A 22,827-nucleotide genomic window follows, 5' to 3' on the forward strand; every position below is an offset into this window, starting at 1 on the left:
CGTAAATTTGTATACTAAAATACACAGAAATGAGTGTTCAAAATTCTGATTCAAAAGATGAATTTAATTTAGATGACCATTTGAATGAAAATAGTCAGATGAATGAAGATGTTCGTACAACTATTAGTACAATGGAAAAAACAGGTGAGCGCAAATGGGTTTACCCTAAGAAGCCACGTGGAAAATTTACTAATTATAGGACATATGTAAGTTATGTATTATTAGTAATACTAATTTTGACTCCTTTCTTAAAATTACCTAACGGTAATCCTCTTTTTAAATTTGATGTTTTACATAGTCAATTCATTATTTTTGGATTTCCTTTCTTTACATCTGATTTCTTTCTACTAGCTTTAGGAATGATAACAACCATTATATTTATTGTTTTATTTACTATGGCTTATGGTAGATTGTTTTGTGGTTGGGTTTGTCCTCAAACTATTTTCTTAGAAATGGTATTCAGAAAAATTGAATACGCAATAGAAGGAGATAGAGCAAAACAGATGAGATTAGATAAACAAGAATGGGATGAAGAAAAAATACGTAAAAAATTATTAAAATGGACAATTTTTGCTATTATATCTTTTATCATTGCAAATGTATTTTTAGCTTATATAATAGGAGCTGATGATTTGTATGCTATTATAAAAGATGGTCCTGTAGATAATTTAGGAACTTTATTTGGACTGATTTTCTTTTCTGCTATGTTTTATTTTGTTTTTGCATGGTTTAGAGAACAAGCTTGTACTTTGGTTTGTCCTTATGGTCGTTTTCAAGGAGTTTTAATTGATGCACATACAATTAATGTTTCTTATGATTTTAAACGTGGAGAAGGGACGTCAGGAAGATCTAAATTTAAAAAGAACGAAGATAGAAAAGCTGAAGGTAAAGGTGATTGTATTGATTGTGGTCAATGTGTTGCTGTTTGTCCAACAGGAATTGATATTAGAGATGGAATACAATTAGAATGTGTAAATTGTACTGCTTGTATAGATGCTTGTGATGAAGTTATGCTAAAAGTTGGTTTACCAACAGGATTAATTCGTTATGCATCTGAAGATGATATTAAGCGTGGAGAAAAATTTAAATTTACAAAAAGACTAGCTGCATATACTTTTGCACTTTTAATTTTGATAGGTGCTATGACAGCATTTTTATTTTCACGTTCAGATGTAGAATCAAAATATTTAAAAGTTCCCGGAACAGATTATAAAGTTGAAGGACAATATTATGTAAATCAATTTGAATATACACTTTATAACAAAACAAACAAAGATCAAGTTGTAAGCTTAAAACTTTTATCTCATGCAAATTCAAAAGTGGAAATGTATGAAGGAGTTAATAAATTGAATTTAAATAAAGGTCAAATAATCCAAGGTAAATTCTTTTTGAAAATACCTACAAATGAGGTTAAATCTTACAAAGAAAAAATTGTAATAGGTTTAGTTAATGAAAAAGGAAAAGTTATAGACAAATACGAAACGAGCTTCTCAGCTCCATTCAAATATTAATAATTATGAAATTTACTTGGGGACATGGTGTTGTAGTAGCATTAGGATGTTTTATTATTTTTATTTTATCTCTTTTATATTTCGCTGGTGAAACAGGAGGTATGGTAACTGATAATTATTACGAAAAAGAATTGCATTTTCAAGATGAAATTAATTCAGAAAAAAGAGCAAATGCATTAAAGGAAAAACCAGAAGTAATTGTACAAGCAAATGGTTTTTTATTTCAATTTCCAGTGTCAACTTCAGCTGATTTTTCTGGTGATATATATTTATTGCGTAACGAAGATGAAACAAAAGATATTAAAGAAACTATAAAATTAAATGATAGAAAAAATTTCTTAATATCTTCTGTTAAGCTAAAAGACGGAGTGTACGAATTAACTTTAAATTGGAAAGAAAATAATCAAACTTATTTGATTAAAAAATCCATCAGATGGATATCTCAATAATATTAATAGCAATTTCTATAGGTCTTACATCTTCTTTACATTGTGTAGGAATGTGTGGACCTATTGCTTTGTCTCTCGGTTTAGATGCTAAAGATAAACTGAAATTTACTTTAAGAAATATGACTTATCAATTAGGTCGTATTACAACTTATTCTTTACTTGGTGCATTATTAGGTTTAATAGGAGAATCTTTTTCTTTTGTTGGTTTACAAAACTATTTAAGTATATTTATAGGTGTAGTCATGATTATTATGGTTATGATACCGAAATTTTATGAAAATGGAGCAACTCAACTTAAGCCAATAAATGCTCTTATGTTAAAAGTTAAGATTACTCTAGGTAAATATTTAATTAAGAAAAATTCCTCTTCACTTTATATAATTGGTTTATTGAACGGTTTATTACCTTGCGGTATGGTATATGCATCATTAACTGCTGCAATTGGTCTAGGTTCAGTGTATAAAAGTGTCTTATTTATGTTTTTTTTTGGATTAGGTACCTTACCACTAATGTTTGCTACAGTTTTATTTGGTAATTTTTTATCCGTGAAACAAAGACAAACAATTCTAAAAATTTTACCAATAATAACTTTAATATTAGGCGTACTATTTATTCTTAGAGGATTAGAGCTTAATATCCCATATATTTCTCCATCAAAAGGTTCATTACAATTAAATAGTTTAGATGATCATTGTATGTAATTCTTTTTCTGAAAATTAACATTTGTTTTTATATTTGTAAAATAAATCTTAAAATTTTCGTTTTACACTTTCAGTGTCATAATTAAACTTATAAAAATGATAACACAATTAAGAGGTAAATTAATTGAAATTTACCCTACAAATGCTGTAATTGATTGTAATGGAGTAGGATATTGGGTTAATATATCTCTTAATACTTATTCTAGTCTTGAACACGAAGAAGCTGTTACAATTTTCACACATTTCGTAGTTAGAGAAGATGCTCAAATTCTTTATGGTTTTGCAACTAAATTGGAAAGAGAAATTTTTCAGAAATTAATTAGCGTTAATGGTGTAGGTCCTGCCTCTGGTATGATGATTATTTCAACTTTATCATCAAAAGAAATCGCTTCTGCAATAGCAACAGATGATGTTAAATTATTACAAAGTGTAAAAGGTATTGGAGCAAAAACAGCACAAAGAATAATAATTGATTTAAAAGATAAATTGGATCAAAGTTTAATTTTAGATGTTAATACAGTATCATCTAAAAATAAATCTAAAAATGAAGCGTTATCTGCTTTAGAAGTTTTAGGAATTCCTAAAAAAACTGCCGATAAAATTATGGATATGATATTAAAAGAATATCCTGAATCAGATGTTGAATTTTTAGTAAAAGAAACCTTGAAAAAGATTTAATGAAAATTAAATACAACCTTAAACCTATATATAAAAGTTTATCTATAATTATTTTTTACTTACTTATTTTCGTAGGATGTAATGTTATAGTTAAAGCCCAAGAAATTGATACTTTAAAATTTCCTATTAGGGATCAAAAAGGAGGATTATTTCTAGATAATCAAATTAAATATGACGTAGAGTATGATCCTTTATTTCGTCAATATATTTTGTACCCAAAAATTGGTACTAGTTTAGTTTCTGAACCAATTTATCTAACAAGAACTGAATATTTAGAACTCGTACAGAATGAAGATATGAAAGGCTACTTTCGTCAAAAATCTCAAACAAATGATCAATATTTTAGAGAACAAAGATTTGGAGATAATTTAGGAAAAAAAGGAAGTAATATATTACCAAGTTTTAGAGTGAAATCTAAAGCCTTTGAAACAATTTTTGGAGGAACAGAGATTTCTTTAACTCCTCAAGGATATGCTAATTTAGATTTAGGAGTATTTCTTCAAAAAATAGATAATCCAACATTGCTACCACAAAATAGGAATACGCTTACAATGGATATTAATCAACGTATGCAATTAAGTATTCTTGGTAAAGTAGGAGAAAACTTGCAATTGAAGGTAAATTATGATACTCAAGCAGGTTTTGGGTTTGAAAATCAAATGAAACTTCAATGGAGGAAAGCATTAGCAACAAAAAGTGACCCTTTCAAAGGTGAGGATAATATTCTTCAAAATGTAGAAGTTGGAAATATTTCTATGCCCCTTAGTACTTCTTTAATTACTGGTGCTCAATCGCTTTTTGGAGTTAGAACTGATCTTAAATTTGGAAAAACAAATGTTACTGCTGTATTTTCTGAACAGAGATCAGAATCTAAAAATATTGTTGTTCAAGGTGGGGGAGCAATGACTGATTTTAAGATTGCTGCTGAAAAATATGAGTATAATAGACACTTTTTTTTAGGACAATATTTTAGAAATAATTATGATAGAGCTCTATCTAATTATCCAGCTATAAATAGTAATATAAATATACAACGTATAGAAGTATGGAAAATAGATAAAACAGGTGGTAACCAGCAAAGTAGGCGTTCTATTATAGCTTTAAGAGATATTGCAGAAAGTAATGGTGTTCCAAATAATGTAAACAACCCTCTTTATAATTCTATAAAGTCTCAAAACTTTAATTCAATCAGTGATGCAAGAAATTTCTTAAATTCATATTCTTATAATGGAGAGCAATTTCAAGATGGAGAAAACTTTGTCGTAAATGAAAATGTAAGAAAATTAGATGCTTCTGAATATACATTTTATCCAAAATTAGGATATATATCTTTAAATACTCCGTTGGTTGATGGAGATGATTTATTAGCTGTTTCTTTTCAATATTCTCTAAGTTCTGATCCTACAAAATTATATTCTGTAGGTCAAATGTCTGATGAAACAGCATTACCTCTTATTACAAAATTAGTAAAACCTAATTCTGTTGTTAACGTAAATTCTCCTTCATGGGATTTAATGATGAAAAATATTTATTCATTAAATGCTTATGGTCTTTCTAGTGAAGATTTTTTATTAAATATTAATTTTAAAGATAATGGAGAACAATCTTCTGGTAAATTAAATTATTTACCAAATTCAGCAGTTTCTGAACAATCTTTATTACAAGTTTTAAATATGGATAGATTGAATTCGAACGGTCAATTACAACAAAACCCTGACGGTAGTTATGGTGATGGATTATTTGATTTTCAATCAGGATTAACAATAGATACTGAAAGAGGAAATATTGTTTTTACATCTGTAGAGCCTTTTGGTAAATATTTAGATAATAAGTTAAAAGGTCAAAATCAAGAATATGTTTTTGAACAAATTTATAAGCAATTACCAAATACATTATCAGGAGAAAAACTTGCAAACAGATATACATTAGAAGGTAGATATAAAGGGACAGTTTCTGATGGAATTCCATTAGGAGCTTTCAATGTTCCACAAGGTTCTGTAAAAGTGACTTCAGGAGGAGCTACATTAACAGAAGGAGTAGATTATACAGTAGATTATCAATTAGGTCGTGTAAAAATTATAAATGAACAATTAAAAAATTCTGGTGCTGCCATCAATGTAAGCTTAGAAAATCAATCTACATTTAATTTGCAGAAAAAACGTTTTATAGGTTTGAATGTAGAACATAAATTTAGTGATAAATTTATGTTAGGAGGTACATTAATTAATTACCAAGAACGTCCAGTTACACAAAAAACTCAATTTGGATCAGAACCAGTTAATAATACAATTTTTGGTTTAAATACCCAATATAATTCTGAGGCTGAATGGTTAACTAGATTAACAAATAAAATTCCAGGAATCAAGACAGATCAAATGTCAAATATTACAGTTCAGGCAGAAGCAGCTTATTTAATGCCTGGTGTAAATAAGGTTACAGATGGATATTCTTATATTGATGATTTTGAAGAAGCTCAATCACGTATTAGTCTATTAGATGTAACTTCATGGAAATTTGGTTCAACGCCAGGAAAACCTGCAGGTTATTCTTTAAATAACTTTCACCCATTTTTCCCTAATGGAAATAAAAATGATGATTTATCATTTAACAATGGTAGAAAGATGCTTTCTTGGTATAATATTGATCCACGTTTTTATGGATTAAGTGGAAGTAAGCCGTTAACTGATCAACAAATGTCAACAAATAAATCTCGTCGAGTAAAATTGAAAGAGATTTTTAATCAAATGGATGTTATGGCTGGAACAAATTCATACATCAATACATTAGACATGACATTTTATCCAGACGAAAGAGGTCCATATAATGTAAATCCAAATGCTACAGATACAAAAAATTGGGGAGCAATGATGCGTCCAATTACTGTATCTAATTTTAAAGATTCAAATGTTGAATACGTTGAATTTTGGATGATGGATCCTTATGCTGATGGAGATGGAGGAGATGGAGAATTATTGCTTCATTTAGGAAATGTTTCAGAAGATATTCTGAAAGATGGAGAAATGATGTACGAAAATGGTTTACCTCACTCAAATAATGGTGCAAGTACTGTGGAAACGAACTGGGGGGTTACACCACAATTAAATCCTATATTGTATGCATTTGATACCGATGGACAAGCAAGAAAAGAACAAGATTTAGGTTTTAATGGATTAACTGATCAGCAAGAAGCACAAAAATATGGAATATCAAGTAATAACATTGTTACAGGAGAATTAGATCCTGCAAATGATAATTATTTATTTTACTTAGATGATAGATATAATTCTGCTCCTATAGGAAATACTGTTCAAGGTCGTTACAGATTCTTCCGTAACCCACAAGGGAATAATTCAACAGACAATCCGTTAAATGCATCTTCTTTAGTACCTGATACAGAAGATATAAATGGAGATTTTAATTTAGATCAAACAGAAAATTATAATCAATATACATTCAAGATAACTAGACAAAGTTTAGCTGATACAGAAAATAATTTTATTGTTGCTAGAAAAGAAGTTGATGCTGAATTTCCTGATAAGACAACTAAAAAAGTAAAATGGTATCAAGTAAGAATACCAGTTGATAGCTATGATTTAGATATTGATGGAGATGGTGTTGAGGAATTAAATAATCCAACTTCTATTTCTCAAGCAGAAAGTGTTCTTAATTCTGTTCGTTTTATGCGTGTTGTAATGAGAGGATTTCAAGAACAAACAACTTTACGTTTTGGTACATTTGACTTAGTTCGTTCTGAATGGAGACGTTATCCAAAAAATATTTATCCTTACATTATAAGTAATCAAGAAGGTTATGAAAATGATGTAAATGTTGGAGATTTAGAAATAGGAGAAGTTAGTGTAGAACGTAACTCTACAGATAGACCAGCATATATGATTCCTCCAGGAGTTAATCGTCAACAAATACAAGGAACAACAGGTTTTCAATTACAAAATGAAGCTTCTATGACAATGAAAGCTAAATTTAAGCCTGGTAGTACATCAAAAGCTATTTTTAAGAATACAAATCTAGATTTAAGAAGATATAAAAAATTACAAATGTTTGTATCTGCTCAAAATCTTTTAGATAGAACTTCTAATGCAGTAGATAATGGGACAAAATTATTTATTCGTTTAGGTAGCGATTATACAGATAACTACTACGAATATGAGATGCCTCTAAAATATACACCTCAAAGTTCTACTACAGAAAGTGCAGTTTGGCCAGATGATAACTTTATAAATTTAACAACAGATTTATTTACAGATGCCAAGAAAAAAAGAGATTTAGATAATTTTAGTACATTACAACGTTACAATTATCCATTTGATACAGATAATCCAAATAAGACTGTTTATGTAAAAGGTCGACCAACGCTTGGTAATGTATCTTCTATTATGATTGGAGTTCGTAACACATCAGGAGCATCAGATAAAGAAGTATTGTTATGGATTAATGAATTACGTTTAGGAGAAATTGATAATAAAGGTGGTTATGCAGGGTCAGCAAATATTCAATTTAATTTAGGTGATTTTGCAAATGTTCAAGTTTCAGGAAATACAAGTTCTGTTGGTTTTGGAGCGATAGATCAAGGACCTTCATCTAGAAATCAAGATCAAACAATACAATATGCTTTAAATACAGAAGTAAAACTAGACAAGTTTTTACCTAAAAAATGGGGAATGGAAATTCCATTTAATTTTACAATTCAAGAAAATTTTGTTGATCCTAAATACAATCCTTTAGATAATGATATAATTTTTGATGAAGCTCCAAATAAAAATGAATTGAAGAAAGTCGTAAGAACGTATACACAATTCAAAAGTTTTGCTTTTAATAATATTCGTAAGGTTAGAAGTACAAATAGTAACACTCCTATACGTTTTTATGATCCATCTAATTTCTCTGTCTCTATGATGTATTCAGATAATTATTATAGAGATATATATACTCAGTATAATATTACTCAACAAATGAGAGCTTCTGTAAATTATAACTTTGCATTTAGAGGGAAATCTTACGAACCATTTAAAAAGTGGAGACCTGTACAACCTCAACAAGAGTCAAGTAAATATTTACAATTTATAAGAGAATTTAATATTAATCCGTTACCAACACGTTTCTCTTTCCGTACAGAAATTGCAAGAACATACAGTGAAAGACAATACAGAGATATTAGTCAATATTTAGGAGGAGGAAGTTCTAGTTTGATTCGTCCAACTTATAGTAATAATTTCTTATTTAATTGGCAATATAATTTAGGATTTGATTTAACTAAATCCTTACGTCTGGATTTAACTTCATCTACGATGACATTAAATGATGGAAGTAATTTCCAAAGAGCAGATCAAAAATTAATTTGGCAAAATATGTTCACAGTTGGTAGACCAGTACAATATGATCAACAATTTCAGATTAATTATAAACTTCCATTAAAGTTCTTTCCTTATTTAAATTGGATAAATATGGAAATAGGATTTACATCTAATTATAATTGGATTGCAACTTCTACAGCAAGTCGTACTTTTCAAACAGATGTACTTGATGCTAATGGAGCTCCAGTATTAGATAGTGAAGGTAATACAGTTACTCGTATTGCTAATTTAGGTAATGGTACAGCACAGAATTCTAATTCAATTAATTATATTGGAGATATGGATTTCACAAGATTCTACCAAGAATTTAAAGGTTATAAACGTTATGATTCTATTTTAAGAGGGAGAAGGGCAGAAGTAGATTCTCTAAATTCTGTTTATACAGAATTATTCTCTAAAAAGAGAAGAATGAATAAAAAGTCAAAATACAAATTCAAAAATAAATTTACAGTAAAAGATTATGGTTGGATGGTTCTTTCTTCATTAAAAAGAGCAAACTTCACATTCAATCAACGTAATGGAGCTGTAATTCCAGGATTATTATATGAACCAGGATTTTTTGGAGTTAATGGTTCTAATGGTCCATCTTTAGGGTTTGTTTATGGGACACAATTTGATATAAAAAGTCAATTGATACAAAAAGGATTAATAGTTGGAGATGAATTAATGACAGAAGCATATCAACTTACCAAAGGATCAGACTTTAATGGGACAATGCTTATAGAACCAATGCCTGATCTTAGAATAGATTTAAATGTTAAGCGATCTAAGGATAAGCGATTATACCACTCAGGATTTAATTTAGCTACTCCAAATCCTTATATTGATGAATTAGTAAATCTTAATATATCAACAATTAGTATTAATACATCTTTTAAAAATGGAGATGCAATTTTTCAACAATTCTTATCAAATTTACAGACAATATCTAATCGTTTAGGGAATGCTAGAGGAATTACAGATAGAGATGTTATGGGATATTATGAAGGATTTAATGCAAGAAACTCAGATGTACTTATGCCTGCCTTCTTAGCTGCAGTACAAGGTAAAAATGCAAATTCTAGTAAATTAGGTTATAATAGATCTATACCTATTCCTAACTGGAGAATTGGTTATACAGGATTAAAATCAATTCCAGTTATTAATAAGTACTTTGATAATATAGAGATTTCAAGTGCATATAGTTCAACATATACAGCTTCTGGTGTTCAATCAAATCCAAATTATGCATTAGATGCTAATGTATTATTAGGTGGACAAGTGACAGGGAAAGATGCTAATGGAAATTATTACGCAAAGAATATTTATGGTGCAATAACAATGATAGAACAATTTTCTCCATTGTTAGGTGCTGATTTAACATTCCGTAATAATATGCAATTAAGAGCGCAATATAACAGAGATCGTTTGTTGTCTTTAAGTACAACTAATTTTACTTATACAGAAGATTATGGATCTGAATTTATTTTTGGTCTTGGATATATTTTCAAAGATTTTAAAATGAAAATTCGTTATCAAGGTAATCAAAAAACAATAAAAGGGGATCTTAATATTCGTGCTGATTTATCAATAAGAGATAATAAAACAACTATCAGAAAAATTATATATAATTTTGATGATACTTTGAATCCTAATACACCAACAAGTTTATATGGAGATTCTCAGATTACGGGAGGACAACGTATCACATCATTTAAATTAACAGCAGATTATAATATTAGTCAAAATCTTAATTTACGATTTTATTGGGATCAAATGATGAGTAAATACAAAATTTCAACAGCATTCCCAATTTCTCAAATTCGTACGGGATTAAGTGCTACCTTTACATTTTAATAAATAGACAAAATTAATAAACAAACATTATGAGCATTCCAAACAATTTAAAGTACAGTAAAGATCACGAATGGGTTTCTGTAGAAGGAGATGTAGCAACAATAGGTATTACAGCTTTTGCCCAAGGAGAGTTAGGTGATATTGTATATGTTGATGTAGAAACAGAAGGAGAAACTTTAGGCCAAGAAGAAGTATTCGGTACAGTAGAAGCAGTAAAAACAGTTTCTGATTTATTCATGCCAATTGGTGGTGAAGTAATCGAATTCAACACTGAATTAGAAGGAGAACCAGAATTGATTAATACTGATCCTTATGGAAAAGGATGGATTATTAAAGTAAAAGTAGAAGATGCAGCTCAATTAGATTCTTTATTAGATGCAGCAGCATACCAAGATTTAATCGGTGCATAATAAAATAACTAAAATAATATTCTTTGCATATGTAGCGTTAGTATTTTATCTAACGCTACTTCCGCAAGAAAATTTTAATAAACTAGGGACAATTAAGCAATTAGAAATATTCTTACAATTAGAAAATTTTGATAAAATTGTTCATTTTGGTTTATTCGGATTGATGACACTTTTGCTATTTAGTGCTTATAGATTTTTTTCGATAGGATTAATAATTATTCCTTTTTCAATAAGTTTATTGATAGAAATATTACAAGGAATTTTAACATTTCTGCATCGAAGTTTTGATTTTGTAGACTTAATGGCAAATTTATCAGGAATAACAATATCATATATTCTTATATCAATTTACCTTGATAATTTTGAAAATAAAAAACGCAATAAGTAATTTTACTTATTGCGTTTTTTATTTTCAATTAATAATTATATTATTTCATTAATTCTTTAGGTATTTCACAAACAGGAATAGGAACCATTTTATGTTGATTAATTCTGTTTAATCGAGAATAAACATCAAATACTTCTTTTTCTCTTCCAGAAAAATCATCTGTTATTTTTCCTTCTTCTTTTTGTTGCATAGCCCATTCAAGTTCATCATAGCTAGCACCTAATTGATCTTCATCAGAACGATCGTCCCCAAATAGACCATCTGTAGGTTTTGCTTTCTGTATATCTGTATTAATTCCTAAAAAACGAGCAATCTCATAAACTTCAGATTTTAATAAATCTGCAATAGGACTCAAATCAACTCCTCCATCACCATATTTAGTATAGAAACCAACACCAAAGTCTTCAACTTTATTTCCTGTTCCTGCAACTAAATAATTATTAATTCCAGCAAAATAATAAAGAGAAGTCATTCTAAGACGAGAACGAGTGTTTGCTAAAGCTAAATTTACTTGATCAGAAGATTCAGTTTTAGGAAAAGCATTTACTATTGAATCAAAAGTATTAGTTAATTCAACTTCAATCGAATTTACAGGTGAAGAAAAATTACTTTTTAACCATTCGATATGTTTTTTAGCTCTTTCTGCTTGATTTTTTTCTTGATGAATAGGCATTTCTAAATTTAGTAGAGGATAACCTGTCATAGCACAAAGAGTTGAAGTTACTGCAGAATCAATTCCTCCAGAGATTCCTATTACAAAACCTTTTTGATGAGAAGTTTCTAAATAACTTTTTAACCAATCAACAATATATTTTACAACCTTTTCTGTTTGCATAATTTTAATTTTATTTCAAATATAACAGATTATCAAAAAAATTAAGGTTTAAAATTCTACAGATTATTTACTATTTTTGTTTGCAAAATAAACAAATAATGAAATTTGTATACGGCTTGGCTTTTTCGAGTTTGATTTTTTTTACAGCATGTAAAAAAGAGAAATCATGGGATATAGATGTAAAAGAACAAAATGTTCAATTAAATATACATGATATAAGTGAAGATTTTTTTAATGATTCTATCCCATTAACAACTCTTAGAAAAGATTATCCTTTCTTTTTTGATGGTAATACATCTGATGAAATCTGGGAGAAGCAACGTAAAAATAAAGAAGAATTAACGATTTATGATATATCTAGAAAGAAATTTGGAAATTTTAGTCAATTAAACCAAAAATTAACTCCTGTTTTTCAACGTTATTTACATTATTTTCCAGAGTATAAAATACCAACGATATATACATATTCTTCTGGGTTACAAAATTTAGAGTTTCCAGTAATGTTTAGTCAACAAGCTGGTTTAATGTTTATTGCAATGGATGCATATTTAGAAAATAAAAATAAATTATATGACAGTATTGGTGTAGAAAGATATTTGAGATCAAATATGGAATTTGATAAATTACCTGCGCAAGCTGTAGATGCTATAGCAAATGATATTGTAACTTATAGTCCTAGAAATCAACAATTCATTGATCGGATAATTTATGAAGGTAAAAAATTGATTTTAGAAGACGCTCTATTGGTTGATACACCTGATGAATTTAAAATTGGTTATACACCAGAACAATTACAATGGAGTATAGATAATGAAGCTGAAATATGGAATTTTTTTGTAGAACAAAATTATGTATTTAGTTCTGATGCATCATTAAAGAAAAGATTTTTAGATATAGCACCTTTTTCTAAATTTAATAATGAAATAGAGCAGCAATCTCCAGGTAGAATAGGAGCTTGGATTGGTTGGCAGATTATTAGAAAATATTTGAAAGACAATCCAAAGGTTGATCTTAAAACATTATTAGAAGATACTGATAGCCAAAAAATATTTAAAGAATCTAAATATAAACCTGTAATAGGAGAAAAAGGTTCAACAACATATACAACAAAGACGATAAATGATAAAGTTTATCATTTCTTAAAATAAATTTTAAAAAATTGAGATTATGAGATCAACAAATATTTCTATTGATATCGAGTTAGATGAAAATCATGTTCCTGAAAAAATGACATGGAATGCACCTGATGGAGGGATTAGTCACGAAGAAACTAAAGCAATGTTACTTTCTGTTTGGGATGAAAAATCTAAAGAAGCCTTACGTATAGATTTATGGACAAAAGATATGACGCAAGATGATATGAAACGTTTCTTTCATCAAATATTAATTTCCATGTCTAGTTCTTATTTAAGAGCTACAGATGAAGAAGATGTTGCACAAAAAATAGCTGCTTTTGCAGAGGAGTTTGCTTATGCATCTAAAATAAAAGGATAATTTAACTTGATAAAATTCATATAAAGGCTATTTCTATTAGAGGTAGCCTTTTTAATTTGTTTTATAAATTTGTAAAAACAATTAAATAATTAAGCACATGAAAAAAAATATTACATTTTTTGTAGCCTTTTTAGGATTATTAATAGGGATGATATCTTGTAATACACCAAGTCCAGATAGTTTTTTTCAAACTACGGTATTAAATGTAAACATTATTAGAGATTTTTCTTCAGAAAATATAACTAGAGAATTAGAAAGTCAAGCTGTAGAGTTTGAAGGACATCCAGAATCTAAAAAGAATGGAAATGAAGCTCAGCAAGTAATAGAAAATAAAGTAGCGTATATAAAACAAACTATAGAAAAAATTAATGCTTTAACACCTCCAGATGAGGATGCAAAATTAATAAAGGAAAAGTCATTGGCATTGTTTAATTATGTTCTTCCAGTTTATGAAAATGACTATATTAAAATGGCAAAACAATGTGATGCTAAAGATTCAAAAGAAAATATTGAAACATTAGCTATTGAAATTGATAATAAATACGGAGATGAATTTTCTAAGAAGCATGATGAACTTTTAAACTTAGGAAAATCCTATGCAGATAAGCATAATTTAAATGTGAAATTTGATTAATTTCATTTTTAAAAGGGTTAGATATAAATATGAGAATAAAAAATAAAGTCGATTTTCGTAACATTTTGTTTAGAAATTCGACTTATTTTGTGTTTAGAAATTTTTACTAACTTATATGAAAATTAATTATTTATTTTTTACAATTATCTTTTTTTTATCAAATAAATCTTATACTCAACAAACACAAGATTGGACAATTGAAGATTGTATTACTTATGCGACTGAGAATAATTTGACTGTACAGCATAATAAATTTAATGAAGAGTTAGTTAATCAAGATAAAAAAATGGCTAATAATGCTTGGTTACCAATAGTTTCTGGAAATGTAGATAATAATTTTACAATAGGAGCATATAACCCTACAATAAGACAAGGTTATTATCAATTTTCTAATTCAACAGGTATACAATCAAATATAAATATATATAGAGGAGGTCAGGTAAAATTAAATAAAGAGAAAGCGGAAATAGATTTACAAGCAGCTAAAACTCAAACTGAAGTTACAATTAATGATATTTCGATTCAGTTAACAAATTATTATTTGACTATTTTACTAAATAAAGAGTTAAAAAAAGTTGCTGAAGCAAATTTAGAAGTATCAAGATTACTTTTAGATCAAAATAATAAAAGGTTTAAGATAGGTAAAGTTTCACAAGCTGTTGTAGCACAATCAGAATCTGAAGTAGCACAAACAGCAAGAGATGTTGTTACTGCTCAAATCGAAATTGAACGATCTTTATTAAATTTATCAATACTTTTACAATTAAATAGCTATAAAGATTTTAATATATCTTCAATAAAAATTCCAGATGAATTATCATCTCGCTTATATAATCTTGATGAAGTTTTGGCTTATGCACAAAATAATCAGCCAGTAGTAAAAAATGGACTGCTACAAATGCAATCAGCAGAAAAATCAATAGAAATTGCAAAAACATCATTATTACCATCTATTACAGGATCATATAATTTTGGTACAAATTATATTCAGTATTTTAATAAAGAGTTACGTCAAAAAGCATTTGCAGTACAATTAGGTAATAATATTACAAATGTTTTTGGTTTATCTCTTAGTGTTCCAATATGGAACCAATATGCATATAAAATTAATATACAGAAAGCTAAAATAAATCAAAATATGGTTGAAGTTAATTATAAACAAGCTAAACAAGATGTTTATGTTAATGTACAATCTGCATATTTTGAAGAAACAAGTTCTTATGCTTCATATACATCCATGAAAGAAGCTTATAATTATGCGAAAATATCATATGAGTTTGCTCTTAAATCATACAATGCTGGAACAATAAATTTATATGATTTTAATCGATCTAGAACAGATGCTTTAGTTGCACAATCTAAAATGTTACAAGCCAAATACAATTATATTTTTAAACAAAAAGTATTAGATTTTTATGCTGGGATACCAATAACTTTAGAAAGTGAATAATAATAACATTTTAAATCATCAATTCTAAATTGATGATTTCATTTTACTATGTATCTTTGCAGTATGGCAATAATCTTAAATTTAGAAACTTCAACAAAAAATTGTTCAGTTTCAATTGCGAAAGATGGAGTACAGCTTTGTTTAATAGAAGAAAGTGAGGAAAGTTATGCTCATGGAGAAAAATTAAATCAATTTGTAGATTGGTGTATAGAAGGAGCTGAAATAGAAATCAAAGATATAGATGCAGTTTGTGTGTCAAAAGGTCCAGGATCTTATACAGGTTTACGAATAGGTGTTTCTTCTGCCAAAGGTTTTGCTTATGGTTTAGATAAGCCTTTGTTAGCAGTGAATACTCTTAACGTTTTAGTGGATTCTCAGATCAATAAAGGATTTGATCTTATTGTTCCAATGATTGACGCGAGACGAATGGAAGTTTATACAGCTATTTTTGATGGTCAAGGAAAACAATTAACAGAAACTGAAGCGAAAGTAATTGACGAAGCTTCTTTTGAAGATTTAAAAGGTAAAAATATAGTATTTATAGGTGATGGAGCAGAAAAATGTAAAGATGTTTTAGTTCACTTAAATGCTGAATTTGTACAGGAATTTCCTTCTGCAAAAAACATGATTTCTCTTTCTGAAGAGAAATATCTTCAAGAATCTTTTGAAGATGTAGCTTATTTTGAGCCTTATTATTTAAAAGATTTCATTGCAGGAAAAAAGAAAACACAATAAAAAGTATGAAAAATATAGTTTTAACAATAGCTTCATTTTATGGAATGATGGCTGTTATTTTAGGAGCTTTTGGAGCTCATGCATTCAAGAAAATTCTTTCTGTAGAAAAAATAACAAGTTTTGAAGTTGGTGTTAGATACCAAATGTATCATGCAATAGTTTTATTAGCTATTGGATTATATTTTCAATTCAATAGTGGTTTAGAACGCTCAGCAGCTTGGTTTTTAATTGCAGGAACGTTTATATTTTCAGTAAGTATATATTTCTTATCTTTCGCAGAATATTGGAATGTAAATTTAAAATTTTTGGGACCTATTACTCCACTTGGAGGATTATTTATGATTATAGGTTGGGGATTGTTAATGTATATTTTCATGAAATCAAAATTCAATTAGAATTTCTAATAAAAAATATAAAATTAATGAGTTGGATAATTTATTCAACTCATTTTTTGTATCTATAAATTGAAATCATTAATATTGATTAAATTATTTAATAAAGCATATACATGAAAAAATATTTATATATACCTTTTTTAATATCTTCTTTATCTTTTGCACAAGAATTAAATTTACAACAAGCTAAGAAAATTTTTGATTTACCAACACATTGTATATCTATAGAATATCCTAACAAATTGGGTAATGTCTTAGGAAGTGAAAATGATTTGAAAACACCAAAACAAATCCGCCCTATTTTTTATGGTTGTTTTGATTGGCATTCTTCTGTTCATGGATTTTGGTCTATTATTAAACTAATGAAAGATTATCCAGAACTTGATGCAAATAATAAAATAAGAAATCAGTTGAATCAGCTTATTACAAGAGATAATGTTACTGTAGAAATGTCTTTTTTTAATGATAAGAATAACAAATCCTTTGAAAGAACATATGGCTGGGCATGGTTATTACAATTGCAAATGGAATTAAATTCTTGGAAGGATGAAGATGCTATAAAATGGTCAAAAAATCTTCAACCACTTAGCGATTTAATTATTAATAGATATGAAGAATATTTACCAAAATTAGTATATCCAATAAGAACTGGTACACATGATAATACTGCTTTTGGATTAAGTTTAGCAATAGATTATGCAAGAGCTGTAAATAACAAATCTTTTGAAAAAATTATTACAGATAATGCTATTCGTCTTTATCAAAAAGATGAAAGTTGTAATATTGCTTTTGAACCAAGTGGTTCTGATTTTCTTTCTCCATGTTTAGAAGAAGCATTAATAATGTCCAAAGTAAAAAATAAACATGATTATAAATCTTGGTTAAAAAACTTTTTACCACAGTTGTTAAAAAACGATTTTAATCTTCAACCAGGAGTTGTTTCAGATAGAACAGATGGACATTTAGTTCATTTAGATGGTTTAAATTTTAGTCGTGCAACAGCTTTGTATCAAATTCAAAATAAGTTACCAGATTTAAAATATCTAAATAAAGTTGCAGATAACCATCTTAATTATTCTTTAAATAATATAACCAATGATGATTATATGGGAAGTCATTGGTTAGGTACTTTTGCATTATATGCTTTAACTAATAAGAATAGATAATGAATCTTTTTATGCAATTATTAAATGATTGTTATCATTTAATAATTGCATGCTTCATTTTCTTTTATCATGTTAAGAGTTATACATTTGTAAAAAATAAAATTTCAAATTTAAAAAATCTTTTAATGATTTAATTTTATAAATTAATTATAGAATGCAACCTAATAAAGCCCTTAAAGGTAAATTACTTAATCACTATATTTCTTTCTTTCTACTTATTTATGTAATAGATTTATTGTATAATATTTATTTTAATCAATTAACACATATTTATATTTATTCTTTTTTGATTTTTCTTACAATAAGAATTTTTTATCTCAAAGAAAATTTAAAAAATAATAAAAAAATAAGATTCATTCTTTTATTTATTATGAGTTTGATTGTTTTTTATTTTGATTCATATTATTCTTCCGAAGCAATGGTTTATATAACTTATTTATCTATTATCGCAACTTTTCCATTGCTTTTTGATGTTGTTTTTGATTATAAATACATAATAGCATTATTTATTATATTTTCAATAGAAATATTAATAAATATATATACAAATTATACTCTTTTTTACAATCAAAAAATATTATTTTCAGAGATAAGAATAAGAAGAATAAATGAAGTTTTACAGGTAATTTAGCTGTAGGTACTAATGCTACAGGAGCTACTAATATTGATAATTTTATGGCTCAATCTTCTTTAAAAATTGAAGTTTTCGAAGTTCCTAGTAAATTTTTAAATATTGTAAATGAATAAGATAATTATGAAGAATTTGAATATAATATTTTGCGTTATTTTATTATTTCCTGTAATTACATTTTCTCAAATGGGTATAGGAACTGATTTACCTAAATCTACATTGGATGTAAATGGAAATTTAAATATAAAGAATCAATTGTATTTAGGAGGTACTGATAATTCTTTGGGTAACCCAGGAGTAAATGGACAAATAGTAGTTTCTAATGGAGATAATCCTGCTACATGGCAAGATGTAAGATTACCTGAGGGTATTAGTACTCTTACAATATCATCAAAATATGTTAAAGATGATGAAATAGGAGTTTCTCTTACAAATGGTGTTACAACTGCTTATCAAGAAGATTCGAATTTATCAACTTGGAGCGTTATAGAGAATTTAAATACAAGTTTTAATATAGTTAATATTACAAATAAAGTTAATTTTTCTGTTCAAACAATTGTTCAACGATCAAACTCAGATCTGGCAAGTTATGCATGTGGAATATTTATAGATGATAAATTAAAAGCTGTTAGAACAGATATTATTAATACTACTGCAGGAGGTTATAAAACATATAATATTAATATTACATTAGATAATATTGGAGTAGGAAATCATACAGCAAAATTTGCTTGTCGAGGTAGAAATATAGCAAGTGGTAGTTTAGGGATCGGTAAGGTCATAAATGCTACTTATTTATCTGCAGCAATGGCAAAATCAGTTTTTAAAACAACAATTTTAGAACGTATGTAATAAGCTAGTCTTAATTCCTTAAATGTAAATAGTCTTTATAATTGATTTTTTTTCATTATTAAAGGCTATTTTTATTTTATTAAAGTTATAATTAATTTATGGAAGATTTTCTAAACGAAATGGATAAGTATTATCTACTTTCTGATGAAACTAAAAATGAGATTAAAAATATTTCTAATGTTAGAAAATATAAAAAAAATGAATTTATTCTTCAATCTGGGGATTTAGCTCTTAATTATTATTTTGTAAGAAAAGGTTTATTAGGTTATTATACATTAGATAAAGAAGGAAATATTATTTATAAAATATTTTTTGATGAAAATACTTTTGCAGCCTCAACTTCAGCAATAATAGAAGAAAAGAAAACTGAGTTTAATATAATAGCATTAGAAGAAGTAGAATTGATTGTTTATTCTGCTCAAAAATTTAGAGAATTATTATTAAAATATCACGATTTAGCTTTGTTCCATATAAATTATTTAGAAAAAAATTGGGTTGTTAAAAAAGAACATTTAGAAATTGATTTAAAGTGGGAAACAGCAAAACAACGATATTTGGAATTAATTGAAAATAAGAATATTTTTAATAGATTAAAACAACATCACATTGCTTCTTATTTAGGTATTACGCCTACTCAATTAAGCCGAATACGTAAAGAAATAAATCTATAAAAACATCAACATATGTAAATGTTTTTAAATTTTTTACATACTAGTTTTACATCATAATTTTTAAAAAAATAAGTAAAATGAAAGTGGTAATTAGTATGTTCACATGGGTGATGTTTTCATTTATAGTATCAGCTCAACAAATTATTCATAAAAATGTTTTTTCTAAAAAAATGAATAAAGATGTTGCGACTGTAATAATAACTCCAAACTTTGAACAAGGGAAAACGTATAATAGTGTTTATATTCTTCACGGGTTTAGTGGTAATCCAGATAGAACTTATAAGGAAGATATCCCTGACTTGGTTCAATTAGCTGAAAAATATCAAACAATTTACATTATACCAGATGGTAATTTTAGTAGTTGGTATGTTGATAGCCCTGTTGATGAAAAATCACAATATGGAACATTTTTAGGAAAAGAATTAATTCAATTTATAGATGTAAATTATCCAACTAAAAAAGATCAAAAATATAGAGGTATTTTAGGTTGGAGTATGGGAGGATATGGAGCTTTAAGTATTGCAATATCTAATCAAAATGTATTTTCTATGGTAGGAAGTGTTTCTGGAGCTATAGATTTTAATCGATTTGGTGAAGCTTATCAACTTTATAAAGTCGATAAAGTTTTAGGTGATTTAAAAAATGTTCCTAGTGAATATTTTATTTATAACAAGATTAATGAAATAATTCCTTCAAAACAAATGTATTTCATAAGTTGTGGGACAGAAGATAAAGGTGTGATAGAAATGAATAGAGATTTACATCTAAAATTAACAAATAAGAAAATAGAGCATTTGTATACAGAGTCTTTAGGTGTTCATAATACTGAATATTGGAGTAAGGCTCTATCAGATCAATTAACATTATTTAATAAATATTTTAATATAAATCATTAGAAATAAAAAAGGTTGTAATATTTATTACAACCTTTTAATTTATACTTCTAACGTAGGAATAAATTCATTTTCAATTTCATTGAATGTACTTTCCAAATCAATTAGATTATCTTGTGTAACTAGTTTTGTACGATAAGGTTTAAAGTTAGGAATTCCTTTAAAATAATTTGTATAGTGCATACGTGTTTCTAAAATTCCTGTGCGTTCTCCTTTCCATTCAATAGCCCAATTAAGGTGATTTTTAGCAGCTTCCATTCTTTCAAAGATTGTAGGTTCTGGTAATAACTCTCCTGTTTCTCTATAATGTTTTATTTGATTAAAAATCCAAGGGTAGCCTATTGCAGCACGACCAATCATTACACCGTCGACACCATATTTCTCTTTGTATTCTATTGCTTTCTCAGGAGAATCAATATCTCCATTTCCAAAGATTGGAATTTCTATATTAGGATTTGCTTTTACTCGAGCAATATGTGACCAATCAGAATGACCTTTATACATCTGAGCACGAGTACGACCATGTATAGATAAAGCTTTTATTCCTGTATCTTGTAAACGTTGTGCTACTTCATCTATATTTATAGAGTCATGATCCCATCCTAAACGAGTTTTTACAGTAACAGGTAAATGAGTACTTTCAACAACAGATTTGGTAAGTTTCACCATTAAATCAATATCTTTTAAAACGCCAGCACCAGCACCTTTACAAACAACTTTTTTTACAGGGCAACCAAAGTTGATATCTACAATATCAGGTTGTACAGTTTCAACAATTTTAGCAGACATTGCCATAGCTTCTTCGTCCCCACCAAAAATTTGAATACCAATAGGTCTTTCATAATCAAAAATATCTAATTTTTGACGACTTTTTATGGCATCACGAATAAGTCCTTCAGATGAGATAAACTCAGTATACATAAGGTCCGCTCCATGCATTTTACACAAACGACGAAATGGTGGATCACTTACATCTTCCATTGGTGCAAGCAACAAAGGGAAGTCTGGTAATTCTATGTTTCCTATCTTTACCACAATAAAATTTTTTGCAAAATTACATAAAACTTATGAAAAAAGAACGAAATACAGATGGAGTAAATCAATATTTAAAATTCTCAGCAATGGGAACGCAGATGGCTATAACGATTGCGTTATTTGCATGGTTTGGAAATTTTTTAGATAAAAAATTAGAAACTGATAAACCATTATGGACAGCTGGCTTATCTTTGCTTGGTGTTTTTGTAAGTCTATATCTTATGTTAAAACAATTACCAAAAAAATAATAGATGATTAAAAAATTTTTATTTCTTGCACTAATTTTTATTATAGCAATTGTAATTTTCTGTGCTATACATTACTTAATTATTTCACATTTTAATTTTAGCGAAAATCCGCTAATCGTTCTAAAAATTTATTTAATAATTGGTCTAATAACATTAATGATTTTCCAAATGGGGTGTCTTGTTAAAATAAAATACCCAGAATATGTTGGTTTTGTATTTATGGCTGGTATGATTGTTAAAATGGCAGTCGTTCTAGCAATGGTAGTTGTTAATCAAGAAATTAAGATAAATATCATACAATTAATTATAAGTTATTTTGTAGTTTTGGTGTTCGAAGTGTTGCTTTTTATTCAATTAATTAACTTAAAGTTAAAAAAAGTTTAATAAATTTTAGCATTTGACTTTGGTAAGTGGTTAATTTACTATAATTTTGCACGCAATTT

Annotated in this window: 21 protein-coding genes; 19 read left to right on the plus strand and 2 right to left on the minus strand. The window is 27.6% G+C overall.

Annotated features, from left to right (window positions below; translation table 11 throughout):
• The first annotated feature begins 29 nt into the window (after positions 1–29).
• The 7 genes from ccoG to RT575_RS07850 all read left to right on the plus strand — a co-directional run bounded on the left by ccoG (position 30) and on the right by RT575_RS07850 (position 11,345).
• Positions 30–1,511, plus strand: a complete 1,482-nt coding sequence (ccoG, locus tag RT575_RS07820; protein ID WP_291099604.1) for a cytochrome c oxidase accessory protein CcoG — start codon at positions 30–32, stop codon at positions 1,509–1,511.
• Positions 1,512–1,516: 5 nt separating this feature from the next.
• Positions 1,517–1,960: a FixH family protein gene (locus RT575_RS07825; RefSeq protein WP_291099601.1), complete on the plus strand. Its 444-nt coding sequence runs from the start codon at positions 1,517–1,519 to the stop codon at positions 1,958–1,960.
• A complete protein-coding gene (locus RT575_RS07830) occupies positions 1,945–2,661 on the plus strand; it encodes a sulfite exporter TauE/SafE family protein (protein WP_291099598.1) in 717 nt (238 codons plus the stop codon). The genes RT575_RS07825 and RT575_RS07830 overlap by 16 nt, the downstream gene beginning before the upstream one ends.
• Before the next feature lie 96 nt (positions 2,662–2,757).
• Positions 2,758–3,339 (plus strand): Holliday junction branch migration protein RuvA, encoded by a 582-nt coding sequence (gene ruvA / locus RT575_RS07835; protein ID WP_291099595.1) that lies wholly within the window; start codon positions 2,758–2,760, stop codon positions 3,337–3,339.
• The gene (gene sprA, locus RT575_RS07840) at positions 3,339–10,547 is read left to right on the plus strand and encodes a cell surface protein SprA (RefSeq protein WP_291099592.1); all 7,209 of its coding nucleotides are present in this window, start codon (positions 3,339–3,341) and stop codon (positions 10,545–10,547) included. Before ruvA ends, sprA begins: the two co-directional genes overlap by 1 nt.
• A 29-nt stretch (positions 10,548–10,576) precedes the next feature.
• A complete protein-coding gene (gcvH, locus tag RT575_RS07845) occupies positions 10,577–10,957 on the plus strand; it encodes a glycine cleavage system protein GcvH (RefSeq protein ID WP_291099589.1) in 381 nt (126 codons plus the stop codon).
• Positions 10,950–11,345: a VanZ family protein gene (locus RT575_RS07850; RefSeq protein WP_313579991.1), complete on the plus strand. Its 396-nt coding sequence runs from the start codon at positions 10,950–10,952 to the stop codon at positions 11,343–11,345. The genes gcvH and RT575_RS07850 overlap by 8 nt, the downstream gene beginning before the upstream one ends.
• Positions 11,346–11,385: 40 nt before the next feature.
• Here the strand turns inward: RT575_RS07850 and nadE are convergent, their stop codons facing one another.
• Complete coding sequence (gene nadE / locus RT575_RS07855; RefSeq protein WP_291099586.1) at positions 11,386–12,180, minus strand: NAD(+) synthase; 795 nt, start codon at positions 12,178–12,180, stop codon at positions 11,386–11,388.
• 98 nt (positions 12,181–12,278) lie between these two features.
• Between nadE and RT575_RS07860 the strand changes: the two genes are divergently transcribed.
• The 10 genes from RT575_RS07860 to RT575_RS07905 all read left to right on the plus strand — a co-directional run bounded on the left by RT575_RS07860 (position 12,279) and on the right by RT575_RS07905 (position 21,104).
• Positions 12,279–13,328, plus strand: a complete 1,050-nt coding sequence (locus RT575_RS07860) for a gliding motility protein, GldB (RefSeq protein WP_291099583.1) — start codon at positions 12,279–12,281, stop codon at positions 13,326–13,328.
• Positions 13,329–13,347: 19 nt separating this feature from the next.
• The gene (gene gldC, locus RT575_RS07865) at positions 13,348–13,674 is read left to right on the plus strand and encodes a gliding motility protein GldC (protein ID WP_291099580.1); all 327 of its coding nucleotides are present in this window, start codon (positions 13,348–13,350) and stop codon (positions 13,672–13,674) included.
• Positions 13,675–13,771: 97 nt separating this feature from the next.
• Complete coding sequence (locus RT575_RS07870) at positions 13,772–14,308, plus strand: hypothetical protein (protein ID WP_291099577.1); 537 nt, start codon at positions 13,772–13,774, stop codon at positions 14,306–14,308.
• Between the two features lie 115 nt (positions 14,309–14,423).
• Positions 14,424–15,758, plus strand: coding sequence for a TolC family protein (locus tag RT575_RS07875; protein WP_291099574.1), 1,335 nt, complete (start codon positions 14,424–14,426; stop codon positions 15,756–15,758).
• A gap of 63 nt (positions 15,759–15,821) precedes the next feature.
• On the plus strand, positions 15,822–16,493 hold the full coding sequence (gene tsaB, locus RT575_RS07880) for a tRNA (adenosine(37)-N6)-threonylcarbamoyltransferase complex dimerization subunit type 1 TsaB (RefSeq protein ID WP_291099571.1): 672 nt from the start codon (positions 15,822–15,824) through the stop codon (positions 16,491–16,493).
• Positions 16,494–16,498: 5 nt separating this feature from the next.
• A complete protein-coding gene (locus tag RT575_RS07885; RefSeq protein WP_291099568.1) occupies positions 16,499–16,888 on the plus strand; it encodes a DUF423 domain-containing protein in 390 nt (129 codons plus the stop codon).
• A gap of 113 nt (positions 16,889–17,001) precedes the next feature.
• Positions 17,002–18,054 (plus strand): DUF2891 domain-containing protein, encoded by a 1,053-nt coding sequence (locus tag RT575_RS07890; protein ID WP_291099566.1) that lies wholly within the window; start codon positions 17,002–17,004, stop codon positions 18,052–18,054.
• Between the two features lie 739 nt (positions 18,055–18,793).
• Positions 18,794–19,537 (plus strand): hypothetical protein, encoded by a 744-nt coding sequence (locus RT575_RS07895; RefSeq protein WP_291099560.1) that lies wholly within the window; start codon positions 18,794–18,796, stop codon positions 19,535–19,537.
• Positions 19,538–19,635: 98 nt separating this feature from the next.
• Positions 19,636–20,208 carry a Crp/Fnr family transcriptional regulator gene (locus RT575_RS07900; RefSeq protein ID WP_291099557.1) on the plus strand — a complete coding sequence of 191 codons (573 nt, stop codon included), beginning with the start codon at positions 19,636–19,638 and terminating at the stop codon, positions 20,206–20,208.
• A gap of 77 nt (positions 20,209–20,285) precedes the next feature.
• A complete protein-coding gene (locus tag RT575_RS07905; protein WP_291099554.1) occupies positions 20,286–21,104 on the plus strand; it encodes an alpha/beta hydrolase in 819 nt (272 codons plus the stop codon).
• 39 nt (positions 21,105–21,143) lie between these two features.
• On the opposite strand, the gene dusB is transcribed toward RT575_RS07905, so the two are convergent.
• Positions 21,144–22,136 carry a tRNA dihydrouridine synthase DusB gene (gene dusB / locus RT575_RS07910; RefSeq protein ID WP_291099551.1) on the minus strand — a complete coding sequence of 331 codons (993 nt, stop codon included), beginning with the start codon at positions 22,134–22,136 and terminating at the stop codon, positions 21,144–21,146.
• Between the two features lie 32 nt (positions 22,137–22,168).
• Between dusB and RT575_RS07915 the strand changes: the two genes are divergently transcribed.
• Both RT575_RS07915 and RT575_RS07920 read left to right on the plus strand, forming a co-directional pair.
• Complete coding sequence (locus tag RT575_RS07915) at positions 22,169–22,384, plus strand: AtpZ/AtpI family protein (RefSeq protein WP_291099548.1); 216 nt, start codon at positions 22,169–22,171, stop codon at positions 22,382–22,384.
• A gap of 3 nt (positions 22,385–22,387) precedes the next feature.
• Positions 22,388–22,768, plus strand: a complete 381-nt coding sequence (locus RT575_RS07920; RefSeq protein WP_291099545.1) for a hypothetical protein — start codon at positions 22,388–22,390, stop codon at positions 22,766–22,768.
• Positions 22,769–22,827: the final 59 nt, after the last annotated feature.

Source organism: Chishuiella sp. (assembly GCF_032109125.1).
Lineage (GTDB): Bacteria > Bacteroidota > Bacteroidia > Flavobacteriales > Weeksellaceae > Empedobacter.